This window comes from Nocardioides sp. Z43_10, from assembly GCF_059766615.1.
Window position 1 is genome coordinate 207,833 of record NZ_JCBAJY010000007.1, and the last position, 24,063, is coordinate 231,895.

Consider the following 24,063-nt stretch of genomic DNA (forward strand, 5'->3'; position numbering starts at 1 on the left):
GGGATACTGCCCGCGTGACGATTCGAGTGGGGCTCACCGGCGGCATCGCGTCGGGCAAGAGCACGGTGTCGGCGATCCTGCGAGAGCTCGGAGCGGTGGTGATCGACGCCGACCAGCTGGCGCGCGAAGTGGTCGCCCCGGGGACCGAGGGGCTGGAGGAGATCGTGGCCGCCTTCGGCGAGCAGGTGCTGACCGCGGACGGCGAGCTGGACCGCCCCGCGATGGGCGCGCTCGTCTTCGCCGACGAGGACCGGCGTCGGGCCCTCGAGGCGATCATCCACCCGCGGGTGCGGGCGCGCAGCGCGGAGATCGAGGCCGCCGCGCCGCCCGACGCGGTGGTCGTGCACGACATCCCGCTGCTCGCCGAGAGCGCGATGGCGGGCACCTTCGACGCGGTCGTCGTGGTCGACGTACCGCAGGAGGTGCAGCTGGACCGGATGGTCTCCCTGCGCGCGATGTCGCCCGAGGATGCCCGGGCCCGGATCGCGGCGCAGGCCACCCGCGAGCAGCGCCGGGAGATCGCCACGCACCTGGTCGACAACACCGGAACACGCGAAGACCTCCGTCACCGGGTGACGGAGGTCTTCGAGAGCGTGCGTCGGATGAGCTGAGGAGGCCCGGCCCGGTGCCGCGGTCAGGCAGCCAGGTCGGGGTCGGCGAAGCCCCGCAGCTTCTGCAGCGCCTCGCGCTCGAGCTGGCGCACCCGCTCGGCGGAGATGCCGTGCCGCGCGCCGATGTCGGCGAGCTTGTGCTGGCGACCGTCGACCAGGCCGTAGCGCGAGCGGATGATGTCGGCGGCGCGCTCGTCGAGCAGCTCCACCAGCCGGTTCAACCGGTCGCGGGCCTCGGTGTCGAGCACCTCCAGGTCGGGGCTCGGCGTGGTCTCCTGGGCCATCAGGTCACCCAGCGAGGTGTCGCCGTCCTCGTCGACGGGAGTGTCCAGGCTGACGTGCTCGCGCCCCCACGCCATCAGGTCCAGGACACGGTCGACGTCCATGCCGAGCTCCTCGGCGATCTCGTGCGGCTCGGGGTCGCGGCCGAGCTGACGCTCGAGCGTGCGACGGGCGCCGCCCACCTGGTTGAGCTCCTCGACCACGTGGACGGGGAGCCGGACCACGCGCGCCTGCTGCGCGATGCCGCGGGTGATCGCCTGGCGCACCCACCAAGTGGCGTAGGTGGAGAACTTGTAGCCCTTGGCGTAGTCGAACTTCTCGACCGCGCGGATCAGGCCGGTGTTGCCCTCCTGGATCAGGTCGAGCATCGGCATCTGCGCGCGGCCGTACTTGCGGGCGATGGAGACGACGAGTCGCAGGTTGGCGGTGATGAAGGTCTGGACGGCACGCTGGCCCTCCTCGGCGAGCCACTCGAGCTCCGCCTGGGTGGCCGACATCGGGGCGCCGCCCTTGCGCCGACCCACCCGGCCCTCCTTGAGCAGGTGCTCGGCGAGCAGGCCGGCCTCGATCGTCTTGGACAGGTCGACCTCGGTGACCGCGTCGAGCAGCGGCGTGCGGGCGATCTCGTCCAGGTACAGACCGACGCTGTCGCGACCCTCGATCTCGCGCGCTCCGGTCGCCCGGGTTGCAGTGCTGGTAGCCATGAGCCCTCCTCATCAGGTGGGTACCCGTCCCGCGGGATACCCACACTTTCTGCAACTCATCCGTCACCGGGTCGATTCCCGGATTGGTGCTGCGTACACCCTGTAACGACGAGTGGGTTTGCCGAGGAGTTGCCGGCCAGGCTGGTTCTCAGGGACTTCTCAGGGCCGGCGCGCTCTTCTCAGGCCCGGACCACGGTTTTCGAGCATCGGTGCGAAGCGCGGGCTCAGCTGTCCGCGAGCCCCATCCGGTCCAGGATCCAGGCCAGCGAGAAGGCCCGGTCGTGCCAGGACTTATAGCGTCCCGAGACCCCGCCGTGGCCGGCGCTCATCTCGGTGCGCAGGCAGAAGTCGCGCCGTCCGGTCGCGGTGGCCCGCAGCCTGGCGATCCACTTGGCCGGCTCGACGTAGAGGACGCGGGTGTCGTTGAGCGAGGTCTCGGCCAGGATCGGCGGGTAGTCGACCGCGGCCACGTTGTCGTACGGCGCGTAGCCGCGCATGTAGGCGTAGACCTCCGGGTCGGCCTCGGGGTTGCCCCACTCGTCGTACTCGGTGACGGTCAGCGGGAGCGTCGCGTCGAGCATGCTGGTGAGCGCGTCGACGAAGGGCACGCTGGCGACGACGCCGCCGAAGAGCTCCGGGGCCTGGTTGACGACCGCCCCCATCAGCAGCCCGCCGGCGCTGCCGCCCTCGGCGACCAGCCGCTGCGGCGTCGTCCAGCCGGTGTCGACCAGGTGGCGGGCGCAGGCGATGAAGTCGCCGAAGGTGTTCTGCTTGTGCAGCAGCTTGCCCTCGTCGTACCAGCCGCGTCCCATCTCCCCGCCTCCGCGCACGTGCGCGATCGCGAACGCCGCGCCTCGGTCCAGCAGGGAGAGCCGGCCGATCGAGAAGTAGGGGTCGACCGAGTGCTCGTAGGCGCCGTAGCCGTAGAGCAGCACCGGGACGGGACCGTCGGCGCGGGCCCCGCGGCGGCAGACCAGCGAGATCGGCACCCGGGCGCCGTCCTCGGCCTCGGCCCACAGCCGGTGCTCCTCGTAGTCGTCGGGGTCGTAGCCGCCGAGCACGGGGGTACGACGCAGCAGCGTGAGGCTGCGCTCGCGCACGTCGTAGTCGTAGACCGAGGGCGGCACGGCCATCGTCGTGTAGCCCAGTCGCACGGTGGGCTGCGCGAAGTTGGGGTTGCCCCCCGCCCCGACGGTGTAGACCGCCTCGTCGAAGCCGATCAGGTAGTCCTCGCCCAGCCCCTGCTCGGCGGTGTCGTCGAGCTCGATGATGCGCAGCTGGGTGAGCCCCTCGCTGCGCTGGTGGACGACCAGGTGGCCGGCGAAGGCGTCGACGTCCTCGAGCCGGGTGGCCGGGTCGTGGGCGATCAGCGGGACCCAGGACTCCGCCGGGGTGGGACGGATCGGGGCGCGGCCCAGCTCGAAGTCGGGGCCGGTGGCGTTGTGCATCACCAGGAAGACGTCCTCCCCGCCGATCACCGCATGCTCCAGGGAGTACTCCAGGCCCTCGCGCCGCTCGCAGAAGACCTCGAAGCCGCGCTCGGGGTGCTCGGTGTCGAGGAAGCGGTACTCCGAGGTGGTCTTGGAGCCCGAGGCGATCATCAGGAACCGGTCGGTGCGGGTGCGGCCGACCCCGACCCAGAACCGCCCGTCGGTCTCGTGGTGCACCAGCTCGTCGTCGGCCTGGGTGGTGCCCAGGCGGTGGCGCCAGATCTTGTCGGCGCGCCAGGTCTCGTCGACGGTCGTGTAGTAGAGCTCGCTCCCGTCGCGCGACCAGGTGACGCCGCCGAGGACGCCGGTGATCTCGTCGGGCAGCAGCTCACCGGTGGCGATCTCCTTGACCCGCACCGTGTAGCGCTCATCGCCCACGGTGTCGCTCGACCAGGCGATCAGCGTGTCGTCGGGGCTGACCGCCGAGCCGCCGAGGGAGAAGAACTCGTGGCCCTCGGCCAGCTCGTTGAGGTCCAGCAGGCGCTCCTCGCCCGGCAGGGCCGGCTGGTCGGCGGCGCAGTCCTCGACCGGCTGGGGCGGGGTCCAGTCGTCCTCGGCGACGACCGGAACCCGGCACGACGCGCCGTACTCCTTGCCCTCGAACGAGCGGCCGTAGTACCAGTAGCCACGCCGGCGGGTGGGCACCGACAGGTCGGTCTCCAGGGTGCGGGAGCGGATCTCCTCGAAGATCGTCTCCCGCAGGCCCGCCAGGTGGGCGGTACGGCGCTCGGTCCAGGCGTTCTCGGCCTCGAGGTAGGCGGTGACCTCGGGGGAGTCCTTCTCGCGCAGCCACTCGTAGTCGTCGACGCGGGTGTCGCCGTGCACCGTGGTCTCGACCGGCCGGCGCTCGGCGAGGGGAGCGGAGTCGGCTCCGCTCGCCGCGCCGCCCGGCGATCCGTGGACCGGTGCGGCGGGCGGGTGCTGTTCGGTGCGGGAGGACTCCATGGCGCAGACGATAACGACGTGGCCCTGATCGCCCTCAGCTGCCGTCGTCGGTGCCCGGGGGTGCGAGGCCGGCCGGGTCATCGTCGGTCGACTCCGCCGTGGGTCGTTGCGCCGTCAGCTCGGGGTCGTCGGCGCGGAAGGAGCGCACCGGCCCGGGCCCGGTCTCGGCGGTCTCGAAGCGGACGGTGACCACCCCGCGTCCCGAGCCCCACACCCAGCCGGGGCCGTGCACGGCGTGCACGACGTCCATCCCCGGAGCCCAGGTCTGCTGCCGGGAGGTCTCGGGCAGCACGATCTCCTGCTCGGGCTCCTCCTCCTGGCCGACCTCCCCGAAGAGGTCCTCCTGCACCCAGTCGGCCAGCCCCGAGACCCCCACGCCGAGCAGGCGGACGCCGTCGGAGACGTCGAGGCCGGCGAGCAGCGCACGGACGGTGCGGGCCAGGACCACGGGGTTGTCGGTGGGGGAGGCCAGGGTCGAGGAGCGGCTGAGCGTGGTGAAGTCGTGCAGGCGCACCTTCAGCGACACCGTGCGCCCCGAGAGGCCGTTCTTGCGCAGCCGGGCGGCCACGTCGCCGGCCTGGCGGGTGAGCAGCCCCTCCATCAGCCGGCGATCGGTGAGGTCGGTGTCGTAGGTGCCCTCGACGCTCACCGACTTGGCCTCGCGGTCGGCCGTCACCGGGCGGTCGTCGCGGGCCCGGGCCATCGCGTACAGGCCGTGGCCGTGTGCGTTGCCGACCAGCCGGACCAGCTCGTCGAGGGGGAGCTGCTCCAGCTCGGCGACGGTGTTCACCCCGACTCGCCGCAGCCGCTCGACGGTGGCCGGGCCGACCCCGGGCAGCACCCGCACGTGCATGGGCCGCAGCAGCTCCTGCTCGGTGCCCGGAGGCACGACCACGAGCCCGTCGGGCTTGTCGAGGTCGCTGGCGATCTTGGCGAGCAGCTTGGAGGTGGCCACGCCGACGGAGGCGGTGATGCCTCCGGTCGCCTCCCGGACCCGCTCGCGGAGCTCCTCGGCGAGCTCGGTCACCGTGGCCACGGAGCAGTCGGACAGCCCGGCCTGCTCGAGGTCGACGAACGCCTCGTCCAGCGAGAGCGGCTCGACCAGGGGGGAGACCGCGCGCAGCAGCGCCATCACGGTGTCGCTGGTGGCGCGGTAGGCGTGGAAGCGGCCGCTGAGGTAGGCGGCGTGCGGGCACCGGGACCGGGCCTCCCGGGTGCTCATCGCCGAGCGCACCCCGAAGCGCCGCGCCTCGTAGGAGGCGGTGGACACCACCCCGCGCCCGCCCACGCCCCCCACCACGACGGGCTTGCCGCGCAGTGAGGGCTTGTCGCGCTGCTCGACCGAGGCGAAGAACGCGTCGAGGTCGAGGTGCAGGACGGAGGCCTCCTGACGCATCACGAGCTCCGGTCACCGGCCATGGGCGGCAAACTACCTGGCGCCGCCCCCAGCCCGGTCAGCGTGCACAGGGTCTGACTCCACGGCGCTTCTCCACAGGCGGGACGGGGCCGGGTGAGGAGTCGGAGCCCCGGGGCAGGAGGCAGCCATGACCTCCTCGACCCGCTACACCGCGCAGACGCCCGACGACCTGCTCGCCCTGGTCCCCGTCGTCCTCGGCTTCGTCCCCCACGGCTCGGTGGTGATGCTGACCTTCGCGGCCTCGAGCGCCGAGCGTGCGCGGCCCGCGAGCGCCGCTCAGCCCACCCACCCCTTCCACGCGCGGATCGACCTGCCCGACGCGCAGGACCCGGGGCAGGTCGACGAGGTGGTCGCCGCCCTGCTCGACCCGGTGCTGCGCCACCGGTTGGCACGCGTCGCGTTCGTGCTCTACACCGACGCCGCCGGTGACGCCGCCCGGGTCGCCGACGCGCTGTGCGTCCGCTTCGCCTCGGCCGGCATCGAGGTGCTGGAGGTGCTGCGCGCGGACGGCCGGCGCTGGTTCCCGATGCTGCCGGGCCGGCCGCCGGCCACCTACGCGGGCATCCCCTACGACGTCTCGGCGCACCCGTTCCTGGTGCGCTCGGTGCTCCAGGGGCAGGTGACCCACGCCTCCCGGGCGGAGCTGGCCGACACCCTCGCGCCCGCGCAGGTGCTCGACCCCGGAGCCCTGGCGCCGGCGCTGGCGACCCTCGAGCGGCTGGGGGAGCCGGGCCAGCTCGCCGCCGAGGCCGCCTGGCTGCGGGCGACGTTGCGCCGCCACCTCGAGCAGCGCTCGACCCCCGACGACGCGGAGGCCGCCCGGATCCTCGCCGGGGTCCGCGAGATCGAGCTGCGCGACGTGGCCTGGTCGCTGATGGACCAGCGCGGCGCCACGCGCCACGTCGAGCTGTGGACGGGGCTGCTGCGCCGCGCTCCCGAGGCGCTCGCGGCGCCGGCCGGCGGATTGCTGGCCTTCGCGGCATGGCTGTCGGGGCACGGCGCGCTCGCCTGGTGCGCGGTCGACCGCTGCACCGCGGTCGAGCCGGACTACCGGCTGGCCGGGTACGTGGCGCAGGCGCTCATCCACGCCGTACCGCCCTCGGCCTGGGAGCCGCCGGCGGCCGTGGGGCTGGCCGCCTTCGACCCTGTGTGACGGCACACCTCCGCGGTTGGCGGCCGTCAGGGTGGGTACGACGTGCGCATGACACGCACCCTGGGCATCGAGGAGGAGCTGCTGCTGGTGGACCCGGAGACGCGGGAGGTCACCGCCCGCTCGCACCGGGTGATGAAGCACCGGCGCGAGCACCCGGAGCACCCGCTGGTCCCCGCCGCGGCGACGGCCACCGGCGACCTCGACCAGGAGCTGTTCCTGCACCAGGTCGAGACCCACACCGATCCCGTCGTCGAGCTGGACCGGGCCCTGGAGCAGGTGGTCGCCGCCCGGCGTACCGCAGGTCGCGCCGCGCGCGCCGCGCAGGCGGTCGCGGTGGCGGCCGGCACGCTGCCCTTCAGCGCCGGGCCGTCCCGGGTCACGCCCGAGGACCGCTACCGCTCGATCGTGGACACCTTCGGCGCGGTGGGACGCACCGGCGGCACCTGCGGCATGCACGTCCACGTGGCGGTGGACTCCGACGAGGAGGGCGTCGCGGTCCTGGACCGGATCCGGCCGTGGCTGCCGGTGCTGCTCGCGGTGAGCGCCAACTCGCCCTACGCCGACGGCGCGGACAGCGGCTACGCCTCGTGGCGGGCCCAGGTCTGGGGACGGTGGCCGACCGCCGGGCCCGCGGAGCCGTTCGGCAGCGCCGCGCGCTACCGGGAGGTCACCGCCCGGCTCCAGGCCTACGGCGCCGCGCTCGACCCGGGGATGCTCTACTTCGACGCCCGGCTCAGCGCGGCGCACCCGACGGTCGAGATCCGGGTCGCCGACGTGTGCACCGACCCCCTCGACACGGGGCTGGTCGCCGCCTTGGCCCGCGCCCTGGTGGAGACCGCGGCCCGGGAGTGGCACGAGCAGCGCCCGGCGCCGTCGTGGCGCAGCGACCTGCTGAGAGCCGCACACTGGCGGGCCTCGCGCGACGGGACCGCCGGCTCGCTGGTGCATCCGCTCCAGGGCGTGCTGGCACCCGCCCGGGAGGTGCTCGAGTCGCTGGCCGAGGCGGTCGCCCCGGCCCTGGCCGAGGCGGGCGACGCGTCGTTCGTGGCGACCGGGATCGAGCGGGTCCTCGCCGTGGGCGGCGCGGCGCGCCAGCGGGCGGCGTTCGAGCGCGCGGGCGACCTGGCAGCCGTGGTCGACGACCTCGTCGCACGCACCGAGTCCTCGTGGTCTGACTAAGGTTCGCTCATGGGTGAAGAGGTCGAAGCACAGGAGTTCTCCCGCACCGACCGCACGCGGTACCGGGAGAAGGTGCGGCGCTGTCTGGACGTCTTCGCGCGGATGCTGCGCGAGGAGCGCTTCGACACCGACGACCCGATGACCGGGCTGGAGGTGGAGCTCAACCTCGTCGACGAGGCCGGGGACCCGGCGATGAAGAACGCCGAGGCGCTCGCGGTGATCGCCGACCCCGACTTCCAGACCGAGCTCGGGCAGTTCAACGTCGAGATCAACGTGCCGCCGGCCCGCCTGCGCGAGGGGGGCCTGGCCACCTTCGAGTCCCACCTGCGCAGCAGCCTCAACGCGGCCGAGAGCCGGTCGTCCTCGGTGGGGGCCCACCTGGTGATGATCGGGATCCTGCCCACCCTGGCCGAGGGGCACATGGGCCCCGGCGCGTTGAGCGCGAACCCTCGCTACCGGCTGCTGAGCGACCAGATCCTGCACGCCCGCGGGGAGGACATCGAGATCTCGATCGCCGGCGCCGAGCGGCTGCGCACGACGTCGGAGACGATCATGCCGGAGGCGGCCTGCACGAGCACCCAGTTCCACGTGCAGACGTCTCCCGACCAGTTCGCGGCCTACTGGAACGCCTCGCAGGCGATCGCCTCGGTGCAGCTCGCGATCGGCGCCAACTCGCCGTACCTGCTGGGCAAGGAGCTGTGGCGCGAGACCCGGATCCCGCTCTTCGAGCAGGCCACCGAGACCCGCAGCGACGAGCTCAAGGCCCAGGGGGTCCGGCCGCGGGTCTGGTTCGGGGAGCGCTGGATCACCTCGGTCTTCGACCTCTTCGAGGAGAACGTGCGGTTCTTCCCCGCGCTGCTGCCGATCACCGCGCCCGAGGACCCGCTGGAGGTCCTGGAGCAGGGCGGCGTGCCCCACCTGGGCGAGCTGCGGCTGCACAACGGGACCGTCTACCGCTGGAACCGCCCGGTCTACGACGTGGCCAACGGGGTCCCCCACCTGCGCGTCGAGAACCGCGTGCTGGCGGCCGGGCCCACGATCGCGGACACGATGGCCAACGCGGCGTTCTACTTCGGTCTGGTCCGCGCGCTGGCCGAGGGGGAGCGGCCGCTGTGGTCGCAGATGTCGTTCAGCGCGGCGGAGGAGAACTTCCACGTCGCCGCCCGGCAGGGCATCGAGGCGCAGCTCTACTGGCCCGGGGTGGGCCAGGTGGGGGCCGCCGAGCTGACCCTGCGCCGACTGCTGCCGCTAGCCGACCACGGGCTCCAGGCGTGGGGAGTGGAGGCCGCCGAGCGCGACCGGCTGCTGGGGATCATCGAGCAGCGCTGCCTGCTCGGCAGCAACGGAGCGGAGTGGTTCGTGCGGCGGATGCGGCAGGAGGGCCCGCGCATCGACCGGTACGACGCCCTGCGCTCGTCCCTGCGCGACTACCGCGAGCGGATGCACACCAACGACCCGGTGCACACCTGGGAGTAGCCGCCTCAGCGCTGACGGAGCCGGACCCACTCGCGCCGCACGCCGGTGCGCGCGTCGCGCCACCCCCGCCGGGTGACGATCACCAGCGGCAGCGTGAGCCCGCACTCGAGCGCCGCCCCCTCGGTGGCGCCCAGCCAGGCGGCGTCCTCGTCGTGCACCGTCAGCTCGCCGCACCGGGTGAGCCAGAGCGCGGGGGCCGAGCCGTGGCGCAGCGCGCGGTCGAGCAGGGCCACCACCAGGTCCGTGCGCAGCGCCGCGTCGAGCTCGGGGGTGGGCGGGGCGACCAGGGACTCCCGGGCCCCGCCGGGCGTGCCCGCGTGCAGGGCGGGCGCGAACTGCCGCCGCCCGCGGGTGAGCACGTTCAGCTCCGCCACGGCCGCGCGCCAGCGAGCCCGCTCGCCGGCGGGCACCGGCTCGTGCAGGGCGCCGTCCGCCCGGACCGTGTCTGCCGCCAGGGGGTGGGGGAGCGGCGGCGGGTCCACCCGTGCAGCCTGCCGCAACCCGGGGTGTCGCGCTCAGAGTCCTCCACAACCCATGCCCTCCTGCACGGGATCGGCTACGGTGCCAACGACGCCCGGTTCGCGGCGTCGTGTCTCGTACGAGGAGGGTCCATGGGGACCGTGGTGGTGGGTTACGTGCCCAAGCCGGAGGGCGAGGCCGCTCTGGAGAAGGCGATCGCCGAGGCCGAGTTGCGGGGCCTCAAGCTCGTCGTCGTCAACTCGCACCGCGGCGGGCACGAGTTCGACCGGGAGGCGCCGCAGGTCGAGACCGAGCTCGCGTCGGTGCGCGCGCGCCTGGACGACTCCGGCGTCGAGTACGACCTGCGCCAGCTGGTGCGTGGCTTCGAGCCGGCCGAGGACCTGATCAGCATCGCGGAGGCCAGCTCCGCCGAGCTCATCGTCATCGGACTGCGCCGGCGCTCGCCGGTCGGCAAGCTGATCCTCGGCAGCAACGCCCAGCGGGTGCTGCTCGACGCGCACTGCCCGGTGCTGGCGGTGAAGGCCGACGCCTGACCCGCCGGGGTCGGTGCGCGATACTCACGCCATGGCTTTCCACATCACTGGCGAGTCCAGCAGCGACGCCGTGCTGGACGAGTATCCGTTCGCGCTGCTGGCCGGGATGATGCTCGACCAGCAGTACCCGATGGAGCACGCGTTCCGCGGACCGGCGAAGGTGCTGGAGCGGTTCGGGTCGCTCGATCCGGGGCGCATCGCCGGCGCCGACCCCGAGGAGTTCGCCGCGCTGTGCGCGACCCCGCCCGCCGTACACCGCTTCCCGGGGTCGATGGCGGCTCGGCTGCAGGCGCTCGCCGCGCTGGTCGAGGAGCGCTACGACGGCGACGCCGCCCGGCTGTGGACCGAGGCCACCTCCGGCAAGGACCTGCTCAAGCGGGTGATGGAGCTTCCCGGCTTCGGCAAGCAGAAGGCGCAGATCTTCGTGGCGCTGCTGGCCAAGCAGTGCGACGTGCGCCCCGAGGGGTGGGAGCAGGCGGTCGGCGACTACGCGCTGGAGGGGTTCCGCTCGGTCGCCGACGTCGTCGATCCCGACTCGCTGCAGCGCGTCCGTGACTTCAAGAAGCAGAAGAAGGCCGCCGCGAAGGCGCAGACGGGCTGACCTGCGGCGTTACGCATTCTCGGCCACCTCAGTCCGCAGAGAGTCCGCAAGCGGACTGAGGGCCGCGTCCATGACGTCCCGAGTGCGGTCGTCGTCGCCGGGCCAGAGGTGCGCGTAGGTCTTCAACGTGATGACCGCGGACGCGTGCCCGAGGACTGTCTGAACCTGCTTGACCGAGGCGCCGCCCGAGATGAGCGCCGAGGCGAAGAAGTGCCGCAGTCCATGGGTGGTGAAGTCCACGCCGGCCACCTTGGCTGCGTGCGTCCACAGCGTCTTCCAGCGGCGGTAGGCGAGCGGCTCGCCGAGCTCGTCGACGAAAAGCGCGTCATCGCTCGGGTACGCCGCCAGGTGAGCGGCGAGCGCGTCGATCACTACCTGGCCCACCGGGACCGTGCGCCGAGATGACGCCGACTTCACCGGGGCAACCTGACCCGACTGCATGCGCTGGCGCTCGACGCGGATAGTTCGCCGAAGGAAGTCAACGTCCGAGACCTGTAGGCCCAGCAACTCTCCTATGCGCAGTCCGGACCCGGCCAGCGTGATGACGACGGCGCGCCATCTGTCGCCGATCGCGTCCGCCGTTGCCATCACCTGCTTGAGCGTGGGCGGTACAACCTCGCCCCCCTCGCCCTTCGGCAGACGGATCTTGCGACATGGTGAAGACGCGATGAGCCGGTCGTCCACCGCGGCCGAGAAGACTTGGGAGGTGACGTGGTAGATCACGCGCACCGAACCAGCGGACAGGCCCTTGCTCTCGAGACCCTTCACAAAGCCCTGCACCGCAGAGGGGCGCACGCTTGCGATCGGGTGCTGCCCAAGGGCGGGGTAGAGGTGCAGGCGCAGGGCGTTGTCCACGATGCGCTTGGTGCCCTCGCTAGAGACCTGCACGGCCTCCCAGGCGGCTCCGTAGTCGCGCACGGTGACCTTGCCGGCCTTGGGGTCCACGTAGTCCCCACGAACCACGGAGGCGGTCACCTGGTCGATCCAGCGCTGGGCGTCCGTCTTGCGATCGAAGTGGCGCGCGTGTTCCTTGCCTGCAACGTCGCGGTAGCGGGCCCTCCACTTGCCGTTGTCGCGCTTCTGGATGCTAGCCACCGTGCGCACGCATCCGCTCGGCCCAGTCTTCAACGCGAGCGATGAAGCGTTCTCGGACCACTTCGTAGGGCGGGTCTGGTGAGGGGTCGGCACTCCATTCGGAGACCCACTGCTTCAATTCGGCCTGAGTCGGCCCGTCGCCGCGTTCCTGGGCGTTCAGAGTCTCCATGTACATGAGACTCACTGATGAAACTGCATGCCAGGTGCGTGAAGCAATGTCCGTCAAGAGGTACACCAACACGTCGAGGGCGCCGTCTTCCGGCTCGTCGGTTCTGGGCGCGCTGCCCTCGATCGACCCAAGGGGGCTCTGCTTGAAGTAGCCCATGACGTAGGTGTAGATGTCCTCGTCTCGATCCCAGACGTCGGCGAGGTCTACGAAGTCATTGAACATCTCGCCGACGAGGCGCGCCAGTTGCTGATTGCGCCCCTGCAGTTTCGCCAACAGTTCGCCCGCCCGCTCCAGTTCCACCTCTTCAACTGAACGGAGCATCTTGGGGACGTCTCCGTCCTCGAAGACCGCGGCTAAGGCGTATAGCTCGTCCACGCTGATCGTCCGCGGCGGCGAGCCGTCCTCGATCCGCCTGATAGCGGTCCCTCGAATCGGACAGCCGGCCTCGCTCATCAACTTGGCGAGTGCGTCGACCCCAAGACTTCGGCGCTGGCGTTCGTACTTCACGCGCTCAGCAAGTGCCTTCTCGCGTCCGATGGTGCGGGCCTGATTCTGACGTGGCATCTTCGCCCCTCTCACTTAGGAAGTGATCCTAGTTGCTAAGGCATGCTCCGGTCAACCATGGTTATTCCTAAGAGTTCACGAGGACTCTCAGGATGACAGGAGCAGCAGATGCAGACGATCTCCTCGGTCACGGCCACATCAGCCCAGGTAAATCTGACCGTTGAAGAACTGGCGGCCGAGTGCCGCACAAGCGTCGACACGGTCCACTACTGGGTCAAGGAATCCAAGGCGCCCAAGAGCTTCAAGGTGGGCAGGCGTCGACTGTTCGCCCGCTCGGACGTGGATGCATGGCTGGATGCGGCGAAGCAGGTGTCGGCGTGACGGAGCCCCCGGCAAAGCAAAACCGCCTCGAGCTGGCACTCGAGGCGGCTAGTAGTCACTGGCTGGCGACTACAGATGAGTTTACGCAGGCCGCCGTCAACCTGTCACGCGGTGACGGCCGATGAAGAGCATCAGTGTCACCCTCGGCCCGAGCTATGCCAACGTCGCCGGCTTCATGGCGCGGGAGCTGATCGTCCAGGCAGGGTGCGCCTCCCCAATGTGGTTGCCGCGACTCAAGGTCTGGAACTGCTCCCGCCGCAGGGGCCTGGACGTCATCGCCGCTGCGGAGCGCCGGGGCTACGTGGTCACGGTGTCGGAAGAGGTGCCGCCCAAGCCGAAGCCGGGGCCTGTCTCGCTCGGTGAGGCGATCGAGGAACTGGCTCTCTGGTGAGCGCCGAGCGCAGGCAGTGGGCGGCACGCATGATGGCGGCGGCCGAAGGTCATCCGATCCCTTACGGGTCTCCGGAGTGGCTGGCGCTGCCTGATGCCGACCGTCGCAAGGTGGCTTCGGTGGTCCGCGCCGCTGAGAGCTGGGCTCGTGATGGAGACGAGCTCGAAGTGCGGTTGCTAGCGGAAGTCCTGGCCGGCAGCCGTGCCCACAAGGCTCTTGATGACGCGGAGTTCTTCGCCCGCCGTGACGAGCACCGAGAGTCATGGACGGGCCGTGGCTTCAAGCCTGACCCTCGCACGCTCGAGGACATTGCTCGCGAGTGGGAGCAGTGGGCCGCGGGGGAGCAGGCATGAAGCGCCCCAACAAGCACCTCGAGAGCGTCGCGTGGGCACGCCACTACCAAGACGTCTGGCACGAGCGATCGGGGAACCACCGACTGCCGCGCTGGCTGCGTGTGGTGGCGCTGGCCTACGGCTGCCACGACAACGACGGGCACGCCCGGTTCAAGCGCGGCGAGATCGCACTCGTCCTCGGCACCGTCGACCACGAGACCGGGGCCGTCGTGCCCCTGACTCGCCAGCGCGTCTCAGAGGCTGTCAAGCAGGCCGTGGACCTGGGCTTCCTCGGCGTCGGGTCCATCCCCATGTGCCTGATCGTGCCGGCCCACGACGTGAAGAAGGGGCCACTCGACACCCCGTCGAAGCCCTGTCCCATCCACATCAGGAGAGCGGCGTGACCGCCGAAACGTCACGGAAAAACCGTGACGTTAGGTCCGAAACGTCTCGGACAAACCGTGACGTTTCGACCGAATGTCACACCTCAAACGTGACGTTTCAGCCTGAGCCTTCTCTTTCTTTCTGCACCACCCACCGACCTCTCACGGAAGGCAACACCGACCCCATGAACACCTCGTCCTACTGGCTCGACTGCGCGCATCCCGGATGCAGCCGCGGGACCTACGCCGACCCTCGCCACCTGACCAACATCGCTGCCTCTGGCGGCTGGTACTGCCACCAGCACGACGCCGAGGAGGTGGCCTGATGCCGCGGCGCACCTACGGCCCGAACCGGCCTCGCATCCGCGCCAACGACGGCGCAGCCCTCAGGCGCCTGGCCGACGAGATGGACCGTCTGGCGACCTGGCGCAACCGCTCGCGACAGGAGAGCCGCCGATGAACGCCCAGCAGCTAGAAGCGATCCCCGACGCCCTGCTCGCGCACCGCGACACCGACCAGCTACGCGACTTCCTGGCCGTGCGTGGGTGGCACATGAGCCTGCTCGAGCTCGCCACTGAGCGCCAGCGCCGCGGGCTGATCGGCAGCACCGGCAAGGCCAAGCGTCGCCGCCCCCAGCACACCACCACCGAAGGAGCCTGACATGCCCGAACCACTCGCACGCCCCGCCTGGATCGCCAACCACGAGTTCGCGAAGGCCCTCGACCAGAAGCTCGACGAGGACCGAGCCAGCAAGCAGCAGACATCCGACGCCGAGGGGCTGGGCAGCGCCCTGTCCGACATCGCGCAGACCGAGAGGAACAAGAACGCATGAGCACCGAGACGAACAACACCAACGACCGTCACAAGGTCTGGGCAGAGTGGTACCTCGCCACCCTCGACAACGAGCTGGCCGACGCCCGAACGGCCGAGCGAGCCGCACACCGCCGCCTGCGCGACAGCCTGGCTGAGCAGCCATGGGTGACGGCCCTGATCGAGTACGCCACGGCCCAGCAGCGGACCGCTGTCATCTACGGACTCGAGGGAGAGGCGCACGAGGCTCTCGCTACGCCGAGCTCGCAGCGGCCCACGCGATCCATCCCGTTCAACTCGGTGGCGAGCTGGCGCGATGGATCGCCCACGCCTGACTTCCTCATCCGCCCGCTGATCGCCGTCATCGACGAGGCCGCGGCCGAGCGGCTCGAGACGGAGCAGGCAGACGCTGCGCGCAAGGTTCAGAACGCGGTGAACCACAAGGGCAAGAGCGATCCCGTGGACGTCTACCGCCAGTCGCTGACCGTTCGGCAGGCAGACAGCCCCACGCCCGGTCTGGCGGCCAATCCTGACGCCGTGGAGGTCACCACGATCGACACGCCGGAGGGCCAGCCCATCACCCGTCACCGCAACGTCCGGACCGGGGAGGCCGTCTACTTCGACGAGGCCGGCAAGCCGTACACCCCGCCCACGCCCCCGCCGGTCACCGGTTCCCCCTCGGAGTTCCAGTGAGTACCGCGACCCGCACGGCTCCCCCCACCGGGTGGGGCCGGACCCCTGGGGCACGTGGACCGCGGGTGAGCGCCGTCGAACCTTTGGATAGTTCAAACATTTCGCTTGTACCGCGCAAACAAAACTCAGGTCCTCGCACAGCGAGGGACCTCTCCCGCGGTACTCGGCACCCCCTGGCTCGCCCCACCCCCCTGGGGGTGACGCGATGAGCGCCGGCCAGATGTCCGACCTCAGCTTCGCCTCGCGGTTCCAGATGATCGTGCTGCTCGATCGCCTCCTCGGCATGAGCAAGGACGACATGCGTCAGGCAGAGATGGAACTCGACGTCCTGACCAAGAACCTCAACGAGTGCGAGGTACTGCCTCTCCTGGCCAGCCTGCGGGGCCTCATCGGCTCCATGCGCGCGGCCCTCGACACCCTCCCGGAGGACTGAATCATGGGTATTCGCAGAGAAAAAGTGGTGTTGGAACTCGATGACCGCTTCTCGAGTGGCATGGCGCGCGCGGCTGCTGCTGCGGCGCTGCTGGCGCGCGAGGTCGACTCGATCGACAAGGGCGCGCGTGGCGCTTCCGCGTCGCTGAACCGAAACTCGGTCTCGAATGACCGGTTCACGCGGTCACTCGAGGGCATGAACCGCAACCTGCGGGAGACCAATCCTCTCCTCAACGCGCTGAACGGGCGCAACGGGTTCGCTGGCTTCAACAGTGGTGCCAACTCGGCCGGCCGGAGTATCAACCAGTTCACGGGGCGTCTGCGGCTGATGGCTGACGCAGCTGTCAGCCTGGGGCCCGCCCTGGTGCCGATCGGCGCATCCCTGACCCCGGTGCTGTCGGGTGTCGCAACGCAGTTGACCCTCGCTGCGGCCGCCGCGGGGACGGCGGTGCTCGCGTTCAACGGCGTCGGTGATGGCCTCACCGCGCTGAACGCCTACCAGCTCGCACCGACTGCCGAGAACCTCGACAAGATGCGCCTGGCGATGGACAAGGTCGGTCCCGCGGGAGCCGAGTTCGTCCGGTTCCTCGACATCGTTGGCCCGCAGTTGCGGGTGCTGCAGATGACGGCGCGCGAGGGCATGTTCCCCGGCGTTGAGGAGGGCATCACGTCGCTGCTGACGATGCTTCCCCAGGTCGAGACGATCGTCGGGGAGATCTCGTCGGCTATGGGCGAGCTCGCGGCCGGCGCGGGCGAGGCGCTCTCGGGGGAGAGGTTCGCGGACTTCTTCAACTACCTCGAGACCAACGCGGGCCCGGGCTTGATGCAGTTCGGGCGCACCATCGGCAACGTCGCCGAGGGGCTCGCGGCCATGATGGTGGCCTTCGGTCCTCTGTCAGCGCGGTTTACAGACGGCTTCGAACAGATGACTGCTTCGTTCGCGAGCTGGGCGCACGGGCTCAGCTCGTCGTCGTCGTTCAACGAGTTCGTGGCCTACGTGAACGCGAGCATCCCGCGCGTCCTGGACCTGATGGGGTCACTGGGGGGCACCTTCGTGGACATCGCCGTCGCCGTGGCCCCCGTGGGCGATGCGGTGCTGCCTGTCTTGAGCGCACTCCTGGACGTTGTGGGAGCCATCGCGTCCTCTCCGATCGGCCCGGCACTGTTCGGCACCGTGGCTGCGCTCGCAGCGGTGACGCGCGCTTCAGCCCTGGCCACAGCCTCGATGACAGCGCTGTCCGCGTCGTCCTTCACTGCCGCGATCAGCGGCATCTGGGCATGGCGCGGGGCGCTGGTGGGGTTGGCTGCGCAGTCGGTGACGACGAACCTGACACTCTCCGCGATGGCCGGCACGATCGGCGGCCTGTCGTTCGTCGCCGCAGCGGCCGGAGCGGCTGTCTACGCGGACACGCTGACGGACGTGAAGTTCTCAGCCGAGGAGATGGACTCCTCGCTCACCGGCCTGGCGTTGGGCGAGGTGAATGACCAGCTGAACAACCTGGCGTTCGGCGCGGACGGACTGGGGGAGGCTCTCAAGCAGGCCGCCTACAACGACCTGCACCTGTTCGACGCGGCCGACGAGATCAAGGCCCTTGACGAAGCGATGGCCTCACTGGCATCGCGCGACCCCGAGCAGGCCGCGAAGGCGTTCAAGACGATCAATGAGGAGGCCACGCGCGCGGGAATCAGCGCGGACGACCTGGCAGGGATCTTCCCGAAGTACACCGATGCGGCGTACCTGGCAGGCAAGGCCGCGGAGGAGGAGGCAGCCGCCACGAGCGCGGGCACCTCGGCTCGTGAGCGTGCTATCGCCGCACTCGATCGCCACCGGGCAGCGATGCAGGCCAACGTTGACGCCATGCGGGCGGCGCGAGAGGAGACGCTGCGCAACCAGAACGCTGAACTGAACTTCGCCGCCTCACTGATCGACGTGCGAGAGGCGGCCCGGAACAACGCAGGAGTCCTGCGCCGCAACGGCGAGATCATCAACAAGAACTCGACCGAGGCGATCGACGCTAAGCGCGCACTGCTGGGCATGGCTGAGGGATGGAACAACCTCGGCGCCCGCGCGCAGAACACCACCGGCGCTCATCGCCAAGCCATCGCCGCCTTCGTGGCTGCCGCCGTTCAGATGGGGATGAGTGAGGCCGCTGCGCGCAGATACGCACGGCGCCTGATGGAGATCCCGTCCCAGCGGCGTACCGCGATCATCGCCGAGACCTCGGCCGCGGAGGGCCAGATCCGCTCCGTGCAGGCGGCGCTCAACGCGATCCCGCGATCCATCGGCGTGCGCGTGGCGATCACCGAGACCACCACCAACGGGGGGCGCTCCACCACAGGGGGCTTCACCTACGCGGAGGGCGGCTTCGTCCCCCGCGACGTCCAGCACTTCGCGGACGGTGGCGACATCCGCAACGGCCACCAGCCGCAGGTGGCTCGCGGTGGCACGTGGCGCGTGTGGGCTGAGGATGAGACCCAGGGTGAGTCCTACATCCCGCACGCCAACGATCACCGTCGCCCGCGCGCGAAGTCGATCCTGGAGCAGACCGCGGCGCTGTTCGGCGGCGATGTCGAGTGGTACGCCAAGGGTGGGTCGACGGAGCAGAAGAAGCGCGAGGCGGCGGCTAAGAAGCGCGCGTCGGCCCTCAAGGGGTTCGACCTGACCGGCGACTTGGGCGTGGCGGGCGTGCGTCAGGAGATGCGCGAGTTCGAGCGCGTGCTGCGTCAGGCGGGGCTCAGCACCGGCAAGGGCTTCGACCGGCTCGGCGATCGCGCGGAGGCGTTGTCGAAGCGCTGGCTCGAGGCTGACCGCAAGCTGGACGCCCTCACGTCTCGCCGTGATGACGTGCGCTCGGCTGCCGTGGGGTCGTTCAACAACGGCATCTTCGGCAACGGGTTGGCGGGCCTCAAGCTGCAGCTTGGCGCGGACACGAACGACGCCAACAAGATGACGACGCTGCTGAATCAGCTCCGCAAGCAGGGGCTGGACGGTGGGTTGTACGAGGCGCTGTCGGGTTCGGGCGACATCAACACCGCCCAGCAGTTGCTCGCCACGGGACGCAGCGGCATCGCTCAGTACGAGCGCATGTACGCGCAGCGGGCGACGGCTCAGACCGGGCTCGGCAATGCCGCGACGGCCGACCTGACGAAGCAGGTGGCTGTCATGACAGCCAGTCTGGCGGGGATGACGAAGGCGATGGAGCGGCTCGAGGGCCGCATCGAGGCCGGCGTCTACAAGGGCGCGAAGGACGGCATTGAGGGCAAGGACCGCGACAAGAACCGCAAGACGCGGCAACTGGTAGGGGGTGGCGTTCGATGAGGTACCCCGTCATCAGCTAGCACCTGACAACAGAACGCCCCCGCCACTTCGGATGGCGGGGGCGTTCTGTGCTGTCTGAGCCCTGGACTAGTGGCCCGAATCGGATTCAGGCACGCCCGCGAGGATGCGCGCCGCCGCCTCGATCTGCTGGGGCGTTAGTGGCGGCGCCGAGGCGGCCAACAAGGCGCCGGCCTCGCGAGGTGTCATCGTGGTCATGTCTCACTCCCAATCGTGATGGCCTGCCTCTCGAAGCCCGTTACGCACGGCTTCGAGAACGTGAATTGCACGCTCGACGATAGCCAGTCTGCTCTCCTCATCGGTCATGACGGAGACACTTCCGACGTGGTTGCCGGGAGTCCCGCCGTCGTGCTCCAGCATGAGCACCACGGGGTGCGCGTCGTGGGCGCCGTGAACGTCCTGCTGGCTCCGTAGGTGCTTGATCAGTCCCTCCGGGTCGGAGATGCCCGCGTTGAAGCTCACCGAGCGCCCTTCGGCGTCGGTGCGGTGGAACCCCTCGATGACGGTACGGGCGCCGCTCATGCCGTGACCGTCCTCTCGCACACGGCCGCGGCCTCGGAGACGGCGAGGGCCAGCGCGACGCTGAACTCTCGCGCCATGCTCGGCGACATCTCCTGCTGTCCCAACGTCAGCTCCACCCAGACCTCGGCCGGGTCGCTGACGTAGCGACCCTCGGGGTTGCCGTCATCAGTTCCGGTGAACATCTGGGCATCGACGACGAACAGGTCCGTCCGGGTGATCCGCTTCCAGCACACGAAGCCGCCGCCCTCGGCGAACTCGCCGGGGGAGTGGTCGACCTCGCACCACTCCACACACGGCGGATTGGGTGCGCTGCGCCACCACGGCGCAGCGAGTTCGAGGGTAGGGGTAGCGCTTTCGGGCGCAGGGGTAGTACGTTCTGTCTCAGTCACTTACTTTCCCTTTCCAGAGGGACCTGGCCCCGGTGTTCCAGCACCGGGGTTTCTTCATGTCCGGGGGCGTTTCCAGGCGCCCAGCCGGCACGGTGATGTCACGTGACGCGTCACGTCGCGAGCGCTCAGCGGGCTGCCGGCGCACCACCCCCCTTCATGGCGTGGCAGTCCGCACAGAGTCCGCAGGACGTCCACAAACGCTCACCGGTAGTCACCGGGCCAGATAGCGTTAGTGCAGGTCGCAAGTGGTGGGGGCTCGGACAGCCACCGGTAGCCACCACGAGGGGCCACAAGAAGCAGAAGAAGGCCGCCGCCAAGGCCGGCCAGGGCCCCGCTCCGGGCCACTGACCCGGTAGCGGCGGGTGCCGCGCCCGGTGTCGAAACCGGGGTAGGGCGTCCGCCTCACCAGGGTCGTGGCAGAATACAACTCGCGGCAGTTGACGTTACCGGGCCTTGCCGCGCCCCTATGTCTTTCACGAGAGGTGTTCGTGTCCTCGAACCCACGCAAGACGCTCCCCGCCGAGGTGCTGGCGCACCCCGCCGTCGCCACCCTCATCGAACGCGGTACGCCCACCGGGACGGTCAGTCCGGATGAGGTCCGCCGGGCCAGCGAAGACGCTGCCGTCGAGCCACGCCACCTGAAGGCGTTGCTGGGTCACCTCAGCAGCCTCGGCATCTCGGTGCAGATCCCCGCCAGCACCGGGCGCGCGGTGGCCGCGTCGAGTGCGCGCAAGACGACGACGGCGCGAGCCGGGAAGTCGGGCGAGGCCGCGGCCAAGGCGCCGGTGAAGAAGACGGCCGCCAAGAAGGCGAGCGCAGCGAAGCCCGATCCCGAGGTCGCCGTCGAGGTGGCAGCCGCCGTGCTGGCCCCCCTCGTGGTCGGCCCCGACGGGAAGAAGGTCCTCCCCGACATTCCCGACGAGGAGTTCGAGAAGGACGTCAAGACGGACCCGACGATCGTCGCGGACGAGAAGCAGGCGACGTTCGTCGTCTCGGCCGCCGACGAGACCGACGAGCCCGAGCAGCAGGTCATGGTCGCCGGCGCCACCGCCGACCCGGTCAAGGACTACCTCAAGCAGATCGGCAAGGTCCCCCTCCTCAACGCCGAGATGGAGGTCGAGCTGGCCAAGCGGATCGAGGCCGGCCTCTTCTCGGAGGAGAAGCTGGCCAAGGGCGGCAAGATCAGCGCCAAGGTCCAGGAGGAGCTCGAGTGGATCTCCGAGGACGGGCGTCGCGCCAAGAACCACCTGCTCGAAGCCAACCTGCGTCTCGTGGTCTCCCTGGCCAAGCGCTACACCGGTCGCGGCATGCTCTTCCTGGACCTGATCCAGGAGGGCAACCTCGGTCTGATCCGCGCGGTCGAGAAGTTCGACTACACCAAGGGCTACAAGTTCTCCACCTACGCGACCTGGTGGATCCGGCAGGCGATCACCCGCGCCATGGCCGACCAGGCGCGGACCATCCGCATCCCGGTGCACATGGTCGAGGTCATCAACAAGCTGGCCCGCGTGCAGCGTCAGATGCTGCAGGACCTGGGCCGCGAGCCCACCCCGGAGGAGCTCGCCAAGGAGCTCGACATGACCCCCGAGAAGGTCATCGAGGTGCAGAAGTACGGCCGGGAGCCGATCTCGCTGCACACGCCCCTGGGTGAGGACGGCGACTCCGAGTTCGGCGACCTGATCGAGGACTCCGAGGCGATCGTGCCCGCGGACGCGGTCTCGTTCACGCTGCTCCAGGAGCAGCTGCACGCCGTCCTCGACACGCTCTCCGAGCGGGAGGCCGGCGTGGTCAGCATGCGCTTCGGGCTGACCGACGGCCAGCCCAAGACACTCGACGAGATCGGCAAGGTCTACGGCGTGACGCGCGAGCGGATCCGTCAGATCGAGTCCAAGACGATGTCGAAGCTGCGTCACCCCTCGCGCTCGCAGGTGCTGCGCGACTACCTGGACTGACCCGCTCCTCGACGAGACCCCCTCGCCGCTCAGCTCTTGAGCGGCGAGGGGGTCTCGTCGTTTCCGGGCCGCGACCCGGTGGCCCCGGGCGGGACGAAAAACGGTTGTACGGCGGGCGCGGGGGAGTCGCATGCTGGGGCGAAGCGCACCACCCCCCAGGAAGGAATCGCCATGACCAGCCCCCGCATCAGCCCCCGCAGTCGAGCCGCACGCCCCGCCCGGCGTCGCCGTACCGTGGCGGGCCTCCTGGCGGCCGGAGCCGTCGCCTCCATGGTCCAGCTCGCACCGGCCCAGGCCCAGGCCCAGGCGCCGCGCGAGAGCGCCAGCGCCGCACGTGCGACCGCGGTCTTCACCGACGCCGCCGGCGACATCGCCCACGGGGCCGACCTCAGGCGGGTCCGCGTCGTCAACGCGAACGAGGTCCGGGTCCGCGTCACCCACGCCGACCTGCGACGCAGCTGGCGCAGCGGCAGCAGCCTGACCGTCTACTTCGACACCGATCGAGGCCAGGCCGGCCCCGAGTTCGCCTTCGCGGGCGGCACCTTCCAGGGCACGGACTACGCGCTGGTGCGCACCGACGGCTGGCGCCTGCGCAGTGGTGGCACGCCGAGCCGCTGCACCTACGACATGACCCTCGACTACGCCGCCGACACCGCCCTGATCCGCATCGCGCGCCGGTGCCTGGGGCTGCCCGAGGGGCTGCGCGTCGCGGTGAGGACCGCCGGGGAGCAGCCGGACGGCGACACCGTGGTGGACTGGCTGGGACGCCGCCGTCAGCTCACTCGCCTGGTCGCGCGCGACTGACGGAGCGGTTGGCTCAGGTCGCGAGGACCCCGCCCACCCAGACCAGGGTGGCGGCGGTCGCTGCGGTGAGCTCGATCAGGATGCTGGCCCCCACGGCCTTGAGCGCGGAGACCGTGGCGGGCCAGGCGGCGCCGGAGCCGACCCGGCGCAGCTCCGCGAGGTAGACGCCCACCACGAAGCCGACCAGCAGACCGACGACCGGGATCACGAAGAACCCGACGACGGCGCCGGCGGCGCCCAGCCAGAGCGTGGACCCGGGCACGCCGGCGGTCTTCATCTGGCGTCCCGGGAGCAGGTACTTCACGACCGTCCCGGCGGCCAGCAGGGCGGTCGCCACGGCGAAGCAGACCCAGGCGGTGGGACCGCCGACCTCGACGGCCCAGACCAGGATCGCGCCGAGGACCAGGACTGTGCCCGGGAGCACCGGGACGATGATGCCGACCAAGCCGACGAGGATGACCAGGGCGACGCCGACTTCGAGGAGACTCACGGGGTCAGCCTGTCACAGCCGCCCGCACCGCTCGGGTCACGGATCGCGCCGACATGCAGAACGACCCCGGACCAGCAGGTCCGGGGCCGTTCGCAGTCTGGGATCAGTCGGCGGTAATCGGGAGACTCAAGACGGGTTGCTCTCGAGCTTGTGCGTCTCGTCCACGACAGCGACGGCGACCTCGCGAAGCTTGTCGCCGTGCTCGCGGGCGTGGTGGGCGCAGAAAAGGAGCTCGCCGCCAGCCTGCAGCTCTACACGGAGGTAGGCCTGGGCTCCGCAACGGTCACAACGGTCAGCCGCAGTCAAGGCGGCAGTGCTGGGGGCAACTGCAGTGGTCACATCGGCCTCATTTCTCTCCATCGTCGTCTGGTCCAACGTAGCGTCCGGGATAAAAGATTCCGTGCGGCTAGGTGTTCCGGACCACTCCATCCAACCACGGGACTCCTACCCAGTCTCGCACTGCTCAACCCTCGACCGCGGACCCCCCGGGAGGCATGCGACTCGAACG

General features: G+C 70.4%; 30 protein-coding genes. 19 read left to right on the top strand and 11 right to left on the bottom strand.

The window, feature by feature from the left end; genetic code table 11:
• Nucleotides 1-20: 20 nt before the first annotated feature.
• Nucleotides 21-611 (top strand): dephospho-CoA kinase, encoded by a 591-nt coding sequence (gene coaE / locus AC6EI4_RS14480; protein ID WP_498451922.1) that lies wholly within the window; start codon nt 21-23, stop codon nt 609-611.
• A gap of 23 nt (nt 612-634) precedes the next feature.
• Here the strand turns inward: coaE and AC6EI4_RS14485 are convergent, their stop codons facing one another.
• The 3 genes from AC6EI4_RS14485 to AC6EI4_RS14495 form a co-directional block, all read right to left on the bottom strand.
• Nucleotides 635-1,597: a sigma-70 family RNA polymerase sigma factor gene (locus tag AC6EI4_RS14485; RefSeq protein WP_498421749.1), complete on the bottom strand. Its 963-nt coding sequence runs from the start codon at nt 1,595-1,597 to the stop codon at nt 635-637.
• Nucleotides 1,598-1,821: 224 nt separating this feature from the next.
• Entirely contained in the window at nt 1,822-4,032 is a 2,211-nt protein-coding gene (locus tag AC6EI4_RS14490) for a S9 family peptidase (protein ID WP_498451864.1), read from the bottom strand.
• A gap of 34 nt (nt 4,033-4,066) precedes the next feature.
• Entirely contained in the window at nt 4,067-5,428 is a 1,362-nt protein-coding gene (locus AC6EI4_RS14495; RefSeq protein ID WP_498451865.1) for a DNA polymerase IV, read from the bottom strand.
• Between the two features lie 148 nt (nt 5,429-5,576).
• On the opposite strand from AC6EI4_RS14495, the gene AC6EI4_RS14500 reads away from it, so the two are divergent.
• From AC6EI4_RS14500 to AC6EI4_RS14510, 3 genes are read left to right on the top strand one after another with little or no spacing between them, the layout of a single operon-like run.
• Nucleotides 5,577-6,602, top strand: coding sequence for a DUF4192 domain-containing protein (locus AC6EI4_RS14500; protein WP_498451866.1), 1,026 nt, complete (start codon nt 5,577-5,579; stop codon nt 6,600-6,602).
• A 48-nt stretch (nt 6,603-6,650) separates the two neighbouring features.
• Nucleotides 6,651-7,781, top strand: coding sequence for a carboxylate-amine ligase (locus AC6EI4_RS14505; RefSeq protein WP_498421745.1), 1,131 nt, complete (start codon nt 6,651-6,653; stop codon nt 7,779-7,781).
• 9 nt (nt 7,782-7,790) lie between these two features.
• Entirely contained in the window at nt 7,791-9,257 is a 1,467-nt protein-coding gene (locus AC6EI4_RS14510; RefSeq protein WP_498451867.1) for a glutamate-cysteine ligase family protein, read from the top strand.
• Between the two features lie 5 nt (nt 9,258-9,262).
• On the opposite strand, the gene AC6EI4_RS14515 is transcribed toward AC6EI4_RS14510, so the two are convergent.
• Nucleotides 9,263-9,739, bottom strand: coding sequence for a hypothetical protein (locus tag AC6EI4_RS14515; protein WP_498451868.1), 477 nt, complete (start codon nt 9,737-9,739; stop codon nt 9,263-9,265).
• A gap of 129 nt (nt 9,740-9,868) precedes the next feature.
• Here AC6EI4_RS14515 and AC6EI4_RS14520 point away from each other — a divergent pair, with 129 nt between their 5' ends.
• Nucleotides 9,869-10,270 (top strand): universal stress protein, encoded by a 402-nt coding sequence (locus AC6EI4_RS14520; protein WP_498421742.1) that lies wholly within the window; start codon nt 9,869-9,871, stop codon nt 10,268-10,270.
• 31 nt (nt 10,271-10,301) lie between these two features.
• Nucleotides 10,302-10,871 (top strand): HhH-GPD-type base excision DNA repair protein, encoded by a 570-nt coding sequence (locus tag AC6EI4_RS14525; RefSeq protein ID WP_498451869.1) that lies wholly within the window; start codon nt 10,302-10,304, stop codon nt 10,869-10,871.
• A 9-nt stretch (nt 10,872-10,880) separates the two neighbouring features.
• Here the strand turns inward: AC6EI4_RS14525 and AC6EI4_RS14530 are convergent, their stop codons facing one another.
• A complete protein-coding gene (locus tag AC6EI4_RS14530; RefSeq protein WP_498451870.1) occupies nt 10,881-11,966 on the bottom strand; it encodes a tyrosine-type recombinase/integrase in 1,086 nt (361 codons plus the stop codon).
• Nucleotides 11,959-12,699, bottom strand: a complete 741-nt coding sequence (locus AC6EI4_RS14535) for a hypothetical protein (protein WP_498451871.1) — start codon at nt 12,697-12,699, stop codon at nt 11,959-11,961. The genes AC6EI4_RS14530 and AC6EI4_RS14535 overlap by 8 nt, the downstream gene beginning before the upstream one ends.
• Before the next feature lie 108 nt (nt 12,700-12,807).
• Here AC6EI4_RS14535 and AC6EI4_RS14540 point away from each other — a divergent pair, with 108 nt between their 5' ends.
• From AC6EI4_RS14540 to AC6EI4_RS14590, 11 genes are all read left to right on the top strand, one after another.
• Nucleotides 12,808-13,020, top strand: coding sequence for a helix-turn-helix transcriptional regulator (locus tag AC6EI4_RS14540; RefSeq protein ID WP_498451872.1), 213 nt, complete (start codon nt 12,808-12,810; stop codon nt 13,018-13,020).
• A gap of 121 nt (nt 13,021-13,141) precedes the next feature.
• On the top strand, nt 13,142-13,411 hold the full coding sequence (locus tag AC6EI4_RS14545) for a hypothetical protein (RefSeq protein WP_498451873.1): 270 nt from the start codon (nt 13,142-13,144) through the stop codon (nt 13,409-13,411).
• Nucleotides 13,408-13,764 (top strand): DUF2742 domain-containing protein, encoded by a 357-nt coding sequence (locus tag AC6EI4_RS14550; RefSeq protein WP_498421735.1) that lies wholly within the window; start codon nt 13,408-13,410, stop codon nt 13,762-13,764. The genes AC6EI4_RS14545 and AC6EI4_RS14550 overlap by 4 nt, the downstream gene beginning before the upstream one ends.
• Nucleotides 13,761-14,147, top strand: coding sequence for a hypothetical protein (locus AC6EI4_RS14555; protein WP_498451874.1), 387 nt, complete (start codon nt 13,761-13,763; stop codon nt 14,145-14,147). The genes AC6EI4_RS14550 and AC6EI4_RS14555 overlap by 4 nt, the downstream gene beginning before the upstream one ends.
• 164 nt (nt 14,148-14,311) lie before the next feature.
• Nucleotides 14,312-14,452: a hypothetical protein gene (locus AC6EI4_RS14560; protein ID WP_498451875.1), complete on the top strand. Its 141-nt coding sequence runs from the start codon at nt 14,312-14,314 to the stop codon at nt 14,450-14,452.
• On the top strand, nt 14,452-14,586 hold the full coding sequence (locus AC6EI4_RS14565; protein WP_498451876.1) for a hypothetical protein: 135 nt from the start codon (nt 14,452-14,454) through the stop codon (nt 14,584-14,586). The genes AC6EI4_RS14560 and AC6EI4_RS14565 overlap by 1 nt, the downstream gene beginning before the upstream one ends.
• Nucleotides 14,583-14,786, top strand: a complete 204-nt coding sequence (locus AC6EI4_RS14570) for a hypothetical protein (RefSeq protein ID WP_498451877.1) — start codon at nt 14,583-14,585, stop codon at nt 14,784-14,786. Before AC6EI4_RS14565 ends, AC6EI4_RS14570 begins: the two co-directional genes overlap by 4 nt.
• A gap of 1 nt (nt 14,787) precedes the next feature.
• Nucleotides 14,788-14,958, top strand: coding sequence for a hypothetical protein (locus AC6EI4_RS14575; RefSeq protein WP_498451878.1), 171 nt, complete (start codon nt 14,788-14,790; stop codon nt 14,956-14,958).
• Nucleotides 14,955-15,629 carry a hypothetical protein gene (locus AC6EI4_RS14580; RefSeq protein WP_498451879.1) on the top strand — a complete coding sequence of 225 codons (675 nt, stop codon included), beginning with the start codon at nt 14,955-14,957 and terminating at the stop codon, nt 15,627-15,629. The genes AC6EI4_RS14575 and AC6EI4_RS14580 overlap by 4 nt, the downstream gene beginning before the upstream one ends.
• 205 nt (nt 15,630-15,834) lie before the next feature.
• Nucleotides 15,835-16,062, top strand: coding sequence for a hypothetical protein (locus tag AC6EI4_RS14585; RefSeq protein ID WP_498451880.1), 228 nt, complete (start codon nt 15,835-15,837; stop codon nt 16,060-16,062).
• 3 nt (nt 16,063-16,065) lie between these two features.
• Nucleotides 16,066-19,380 carry a hypothetical protein gene (locus AC6EI4_RS14590; RefSeq protein WP_498451881.1) on the top strand — a complete coding sequence of 1,105 codons (3,315 nt, stop codon included), beginning with the start codon at nt 16,066-16,068 and terminating at the stop codon, nt 19,378-19,380.
• Nucleotides 19,381-19,467: 87 nt separating this feature from the next.
• Here the strand turns inward: AC6EI4_RS14590 and AC6EI4_RS14595 are convergent, their stop codons facing one another.
• Genes AC6EI4_RS14595 through AC6EI4_RS14605 form a run of 3 tightly spaced genes read right to left on the bottom strand, consistent with a single transcriptional unit; the run spans nt 19,468 to nt 20,210 of the window.
• Complete coding sequence (locus AC6EI4_RS14595; protein WP_498451882.1) at nt 19,468-19,596, bottom strand: hypothetical protein; 129 nt, start codon at nt 19,594-19,596, stop codon at nt 19,468-19,470.
• 3 nt (nt 19,597-19,599) lie between these two features.
• A complete protein-coding gene (locus AC6EI4_RS14600) occupies nt 19,600-19,920 on the bottom strand; it encodes a hypothetical protein (RefSeq protein WP_498451883.1) in 321 nt (106 codons plus the stop codon).
• Nucleotides 19,917-20,210 carry a hypothetical protein gene (locus tag AC6EI4_RS14605; protein WP_498451884.1) on the bottom strand — a complete coding sequence of 98 codons (294 nt, stop codon included), beginning with the start codon at nt 20,208-20,210 and terminating at the stop codon, nt 19,917-19,919. The genes AC6EI4_RS14600 and AC6EI4_RS14605 overlap by 4 nt, the downstream gene beginning before the upstream one ends.
• 581 nt (nt 20,211-20,791) lie before the next feature.
• Here AC6EI4_RS14605 and AC6EI4_RS14610 point away from each other — a divergent pair.
• Entirely contained in the window at nt 20,792-22,261 is a 1,470-nt protein-coding gene (locus AC6EI4_RS14610) for an RNA polymerase sigma factor (RefSeq protein WP_498421723.1), read from the top strand.
• Between the two features lie 171 nt (nt 22,262-22,432).
• Complete coding sequence (locus tag AC6EI4_RS14615; protein ID WP_498451885.1) at nt 22,433-23,065, top strand: hypothetical protein; 633 nt, start codon at nt 22,433-22,435, stop codon at nt 23,063-23,065.
• Nucleotides 23,066-23,078: 13 nt separating this feature from the next.
• On the opposite strand, the gene AC6EI4_RS14620 is transcribed toward AC6EI4_RS14615, so the two are convergent.
• Nucleotides 23,079-23,555, bottom strand: a complete 477-nt coding sequence (locus tag AC6EI4_RS14620) for a DUF456 domain-containing protein (RefSeq protein ID WP_498421721.1) — start codon at nt 23,553-23,555, stop codon at nt 23,079-23,081.
• A gap of 126 nt (nt 23,556-23,681) precedes the next feature.
• Nucleotides 23,682-23,915 carry a DUF7455 domain-containing protein gene (locus AC6EI4_RS14625; protein ID WP_460798842.1) on the bottom strand — a complete coding sequence of 78 codons (234 nt, stop codon included), beginning with the start codon at nt 23,913-23,915 and terminating at the stop codon, nt 23,682-23,684.
• Nucleotides 23,916-24,063 lie beyond the last annotated feature (148 nt).